This window comes from Salipiger sp. HF18, from assembly GCF_011806505.1.
Lineage (GTDB): Bacteria > Pseudomonadota > Alphaproteobacteria > Rhodobacterales > Rhodobacteraceae > Salipiger > Salipiger thiooxidans.
Genome location: NZ_JAATOS010000279.1, coordinates 1 through 5,475 on the forward strand (window position 1 = coordinate 1; position 5,475 = coordinate 5,475).

A 5,475-nucleotide genomic window follows, 5' to 3' on the forward strand; every position below is an offset into this window, starting at 1 on the left:
TGTCCACGTCGGTCAGCACGATCCGCGCCAGCGCGTCGGACTGCACCAGCAACCGCACGTCGCCGAAGCGGAAATCGAGCCCCGGCACCGCCTCGTTCAGCCGCGCCTCGATGCGCGCGCGCAACCAGTCCGGGGCCGACAGCGGCCGCCCGATCAGCGCCAGCACGCTCGCCCCCACGAGCAGCGCGAGCACGCTCAGCACCGCAAAGACCCCGCCCGCCAGACGGCGCTTTCGCCCGCGGCGTCGCGGCACCGGCCGGTCCGTCGCGCTTTCCGTGCTCTCCTCGCTCACCGTTTGCCGGCCTCTTGCTTTGCTTTGTCGTTCCGGCGTTCTACACCGTCTCACGGCATTTGAGAAACCAAAGAGCGGAGCGCAGCATGAGCGACATGGCCCCAGACTTCACCCTGCCCTCGACCACGGGCGAGGTCATCACCCTTTCGGCACTGCGCCCGGCACCGGTCGTGCTGTTCTTCTACCCGCGCGACGACACCTCGGGCTGCACCGTCGAGAACCTCGATTTCACCGCGCTTCTGCCCGAGTTCGAGGCCGCGGGCGTGAAGGTCTTCGGCATCTCCAAGGACAGCATGGCGAGCCACGAGAAGTTCATGGCGAAAAAGTCGCTGACCGTGCCTCTGCTCTCGGACGAGACCGACACCGTGTGCGAGGCCTACGGCGTCTGGAAGGAAAAGAAGATGTACGGCAAGACCTTCATGGGGATCGAGCGCAGCACCTTCCTGATCGACGGCGACGGCCGGATCGCGAAGGAATGGCGCAAGGTGAAGGTGCCCGACCACGCGGCCGAGGTGCTCGCGGCCGCCAAGGCGCTCTGAGCGCCACCTATGGCCGGACACGGGAACGGGGACAGCCCGATGATGACACTGAGCGAAATGGCGGTGGACGTTCTGACCACCGCCGACGGGCGCGACAAGACCGCGAAGTCGCACGCCCATGCCGCCGCGTGGCGCGCCTCGCGCGCCGCCGGGACCCCGATCCCCCTGGGTAGCGCCACGCCGCCGCTGCGCCCCTCGCGCCCCGACCGGCCCGAGCTTCTCGACCCGCGCAACGTGCCCAAGCGCAAGCCCGGCTCGCCCGCCGGGCGCATCGCGCTGCTGCACGCGGTGGCGCATATCGAGCTCAACGCAGTGGACCTGCACTGGGATATCATCGCGCGCTTCACCGACGTGCCCTTCCCGCCCGGATTCTATGATGACTGGGTCCGAGCCGCAGACGAAGAATCAAAGCATTTCAACCTGATGTGCGACTGTCTTGAGGAACTGGGCAGCCATTACGGCGCGCTCCCCGCCCATGCCGGGATGTGGCGCGCGGCCGAGGACACGGTGGACGACCTTATGGGCCGGCTCGCGGTGGTGCCCATGGTGCTCGAGGCGCGCGGGCTCGACGTGACGCCGGGCATGATCACGCTTTTCCGCAAGGCGGGCGTCGACAGCGCTGTGGCCGCGCTCGAGACCATCTACGCCGAGGAAGTGGGCCACGTGGCCTATGGCTCGAAGTGGTTCAACTTCCTCTGCGGACGCCACGAGCTCGACCCGCGCGACGTCTTCCACGACCTCGTGCGCACCTACTTCCACGGCGCCCTAAAGCCGCCGTTCAACGAGGAGAAGCGCGCCGAGGCCGGGCTGCCCCCGGACTTTTACTGGCCGCTTGCCGAAGAAGTCGGCAGGGGCTGACGCAGGGACCGCCTGCGAACCCATTGGCATCGGCGGTTTTTCGCCATTTCAGCGTGGAATCGCCGGGCCGGGCCACTCGTTCGCCCAAAAACGTTGCTTGATCGACAATTGCTGGGGTAAGCCCCATCGCAGGACGCCGGATATAGGGGAGCCGAGCGTCACAAATGGGATGGGAACAAGGGACAATCAGTTGAGAACGCGTCTCGCGATCAGAACCCATGCGCTCATGGAGCGCGTCTTTCCGGAACGTCGGCTGTTTCTGAAATCGGATACCGACACACGCTTCATCCGGCTCCGCTCGGAAACGCAGCTCGTAGCCTTCCTTGGCGGCGCCCTGCTGGTGGCCTGGGCGATCGTCGCCACGGCCATCCTGCTGATGGACAGCATCAGCGCCGGCAACTACCGCGAGCAGGCACAGCGTGACCAGATCAGCTACCAGCGCCGGCTCAACGAGCTCTCCGCCGAACGCGACTCCCGCGCGGCCGAGGCCCTGGCGGCGCAGGAACGCTTCAACACCGCGCTGGCGCAGGTGTCGTCGATGCAGTCCCGGCTGCTCGACAGCGAGACCCGCCGCCGTGAACTGGAGACCGGCATCGACGTCATCCAGACCACCCTGCGCGACACCATGAAGGAACGCGAGGACGTGGGCGACCGCCTCGCAGCGCTTCAGGGCCAGATCGAGGGCGGTTCCACCGCCGCGGTCAACGGCGAGGGCGACGGCACGCTCGACCTGCTGGCAGCCGCCCTTGCCCGCACCGCCGAAGAGCGTGACCAGGTCGTCGCCAACGCTCAGGACGCGCTCGTCCGCGCCGACGAGATGGCGACCGAGATGCGCCTAATGGAAGAGAACAACGACCGCATCTTCCGCCAGCTGGAAGAGGCGATGACCGTCTCGGTCAAGCCGCTCGACAAGATGTTCAGCGCCGCCGGCATGGACCCCGACCGCATCATCAAAGAGGTGCGCAAGGGCTACTCGGGCCAGGGCGGTCCGCTCACCCCGATCACCTTCTCGACCCGTGGCGAGGAGCCCTCGATCGACACCGAGCGCGCCAACCGCATCCTCAACGAGATGGACAAGCTGAACCTCTATCGGATCGCCGCCGAGAAGGCCCCCTTCGCGGTGCCGCTCAAGGACGCGTTCCGCTTCACCTCGGGCTTCGGGCGCCGCTGGGGCCGGATGCACGAAGGCACCGATTTCGCCGCCGCCCACGGCACCCCGATCTATGCCACCGCCGACGGCGTGGTGACCCATGCGGGCTGGATGTCTGGCTACGGGCGGCTGGTGAAAATTCAGCATGAGTTCGGAATTGAGACACGTTATGCGCACATGTCCAAAATCCGTGTGAAGGTCGGCCAAAGGGTCTCGCGCGGGGATCAGGTTGGTGATATGGGAAATACCGGACGGTCGACCGGAACGCATCTTCACTATGAAGTTCGCGTCGGAGGTAAGGCTGTAAATCCCATGACCTACATCAAGGCTGCAAACGATGTTTTCTAAGAGCAAGATCAACGAGCCCGGACCCAAGGCCGAGGACAGCGCACCGAAGGCTTCTGCGGAGGCGCCGCGCCAGCCGTCCACGGACTTCAAGCCGTCGGCACCGCCCAAGGCCAAGCCCCCGGCGTCGGTCCTGTCCAGCGATCTGCACATCACCGGCAACCTGAAGACCACTGGCGACATCCAGGTGGAAGGCACCGTCGAAGGTGACATCCGCGCCCACCTGCTGACCGTCGGCGAAACCGCCACGATCAAGGGCGAAGTGGTTGCTGACGACGTGGTGATCAACGGCCGCATCGTGGGCCGCGTGCGCGGTCTGAAGGTGCGCCTCACCGCCACCGCCCGTGTCGAGGGCGACATCATCCACAAAACCATCGCGATCGAGAGCGGTGCCCATTTCGAAGGCTCCGTGCAGCGCCAGGACGATCCGCTGTCCGCGCGCGGCAAGGGTGCCGCGGCTCCGCAGCCGACGCCGGCCGCAGCCTCCGGCGACGCCGTCTGAGCCAGCCTCCTTCGACACGATACACGAAACGCCGGGCCCCTCGCCCGGCGTTTTCGATTCCGGCGCTTGGGCGCGGGGCCCGGCGTCGGCCCTTCGGGAAAACTCCCTGACGTCACAAAACCATCATCGCTCCGTCGCAGCGGTTTAACGCGCGGCAGGCATCCGTCGCGGCAGCACTGCACACCTGTGCAGCGCCAGCCGGAAAGGACGCGACGTGAGCGACATCACCATCGACGCACTGGACAAGAGCTTCGGACGGACCAGGGTCCTGCACGAGGTGTCGCTCGCCATCTCGTCGGGGGAATTCATCGCCGTGCTTGGCCCATCTGGCTGTGGCAAGACCACGCTGCTGCGCTGCCTCGCGGGCTTCGAGCGGCTCGATGCCGGCAGCATCGCCATCGGTGGCGAGACCGTCTCATCGCCCCGTGGCCACGTCCCGCCCGAGCGCCGCGGCGTCGGCGTGGTGTTCCAGAACTACGCGCTCTGGCCCCACATGACCGTGGCCCGCAACGTCGCCTACGGCCTGAAGATCTCGGGCATGGCGAAGCCCGCGCGCGACGCCCGCGTGGCCGAGGTTCTCGGTCTCGTCGAGCTCGGCGATCTCGCCGACCGCCGCCCTGCCGATCTCTCGGGCGGCCAGCGCCAGCGCGTGGCACTTGCCCGCTGCCTCGCCATGGAAAGCCGCGTGGTGCTGCTCGACGAGCCGCTGGCCAACCTCGACGTGCATCTGCGCGGCACGCTCGAGGAAGAGTTCGCCCGCTTCCACGCGCGCTCCGGCGCCACCATGTTCTACATCACCCATGATCAGGCGGAGGCGCTGGCGCTCGCCACCCGCGTCGCGGTGATGGACCGTGGCCGCATCCTGCAGTTCGCCCCGCCCGAGCAGCTTTTCCGCGAACCCGCCTGCGAGACCGTGGCGGGCTTCATCGGCGAGGGCCGCGTCATCGCCGCCTCGGATCTCGCGCCCACCGGCGACGGCCGCGCCCATGCCAGCGTTCTGGGCCATCCCGCAGCACTGCGCTGTGCCCGCGGCGAGCGCCCGCGCCCGCGCGCCCGGGTCTCGTTCCATCCCGGCGACCTGCACATGGTCCCCGGCGCCCAGGGCATCGCGGCGAACGTCCTGCGCGCCACCTACCGCGGTGCCTACCTGCGCACCGAGGTCATGGCCGGCCCCGCCGGCGACGTGCCCCTCACGCTCAACATCCCCGCCCCCCTCACCCCCCCCCCCCCCGCCTCTCTCACGCAGGGGCAGCGGATCACCATCGCCCTGCGCGACGGCTGGGTCCTGCCGGACCGGGCCGCTTCCTGATCCTTCCTCCTCCAAAGCCTCAAAGGACCCTCCCATGACCCGCCTGACCCTGACGCTTGCCGCATCGCTGCTCGCCAGCACAGCCTATGCCGAGACTACAATCACGCTCTACACCAGCCAGGCCCCCGAGCAGGCGCAGCAGACCGTCGACGCCTTCGAGGCCGCCCACCCCGACATCAAGGTCGAGTGGACCCGCAACGGCACCTCGGCGCTGATGAACGTGCTGCGCGCCGAGATCGAGGCCGGGCAGGTCCAGCCCGACGTGCTGCTCGTGGCCGACGTCATCAACCTTGGCGAGCTCAAGGCCGGCGGCCACCTGATGGCCTACCCCGAGGCCCCGGTCAGCGCCTATGACGCCGCCACCTACGACCCCGACATGACCTTCTTCGGCACCAAGGCGCTGACCACCGGCATCGCCTACAACACCGACATCGCCGAGCCGGTCACCAGGTGGATGGATCTCATCAAGGAAGAGAACCG

The 5,475-nt window shown here is 67.7% G+C and carries 7 protein-coding genes; 6 read left to right on the forward strand and 1 reads right to left on the reverse strand.

The annotated features are described in order from the left end of the window. Positions 1-292 (reverse strand): hypothetical protein (locus HC022_RS18375; protein ID WP_175583637.1); only part of this gene is annotated, 292 nt, incomplete at its 3' end. Between the two features lie 86 nt (positions 293-378). Here HC022_RS18375 and HC022_RS18380 point away from each other — a divergent pair. From HC022_RS18380 to HC022_RS18405, 6 genes are all read left to right on the forward strand, one after another. Continuing rightward, positions 379-831: a peroxiredoxin gene (locus tag HC022_RS18380; protein ID WP_167453390.1), complete on the forward strand. Its 453-nt coding sequence runs from the start codon at positions 379-381 to the stop codon at positions 829-831. 39 nt (positions 832-870) lie between these two features. Then, positions 871-1,689 carry a ferritin-like domain-containing protein gene (locus HC022_RS18385; protein WP_167453391.1) on the forward strand — a complete coding sequence of 273 codons (819 nt, stop codon included), beginning with the start codon at positions 871-873 and terminating at the stop codon, positions 1,687-1,689. Positions 1,690-1,879: 190 nt separating this feature from the next. Next, positions 1,880-3,187, forward strand: coding sequence for a M23 family metallopeptidase (locus HC022_RS18390; RefSeq protein WP_050782287.1), 1,308 nt, complete (start codon positions 1,880-1,882; stop codon positions 3,185-3,187). Then, positions 3,177-3,686 carry a polymer-forming cytoskeletal protein gene (locus HC022_RS18395; protein WP_040384063.1) on the forward strand — a complete coding sequence of 170 codons (510 nt, stop codon included), beginning with the start codon at positions 3,177-3,179 and terminating at the stop codon, positions 3,684-3,686. Before HC022_RS18390 ends, HC022_RS18395 begins: the two co-directional genes overlap by 11 nt. Before the next feature lie 214 nt (positions 3,687-3,900). After that, positions 3,901-4,995 carry an ABC transporter ATP-binding protein gene (locus tag HC022_RS18400; RefSeq protein ID WP_167453392.1) on the forward strand — a complete coding sequence of 365 codons (1,095 nt, stop codon included), beginning with the start codon at positions 3,901-3,903 and terminating at the stop codon, positions 4,993-4,995. A 34-nt stretch (positions 4,996-5,029) separates the two neighbouring features. Beyond that, positions 5,030-5,475, forward strand: a 446-nt coding sequence (locus tag HC022_RS18405) for an extracellular solute-binding protein (RefSeq protein ID WP_167453393.1), incomplete at its 3' end; no start/stop codon positions are given.

Bases quoted from the DNA above. Each gene is read 5' to 3' on its own strand.
- HC022_RS18380 (WP_167453390.1), top strand. From the start codon at position 379: ATGAGCGACATGGCCCCAGACTTCACCCTGCCCTCGACCACGGGCGAG.
- HC022_RS18385 (WP_167453391.1), top strand. From the start codon at position 871: ATGATGACACTGAGCGAAATGGCGGTGGACGTTCTGACCACCGCCGAC.
- HC022_RS18395 (WP_040384063.1), top strand. From the start codon at position 3,177: ATGTTTTCTAAGAGCAAGATCAACGAGCCCGGACCCAAGGCCGAGGAC.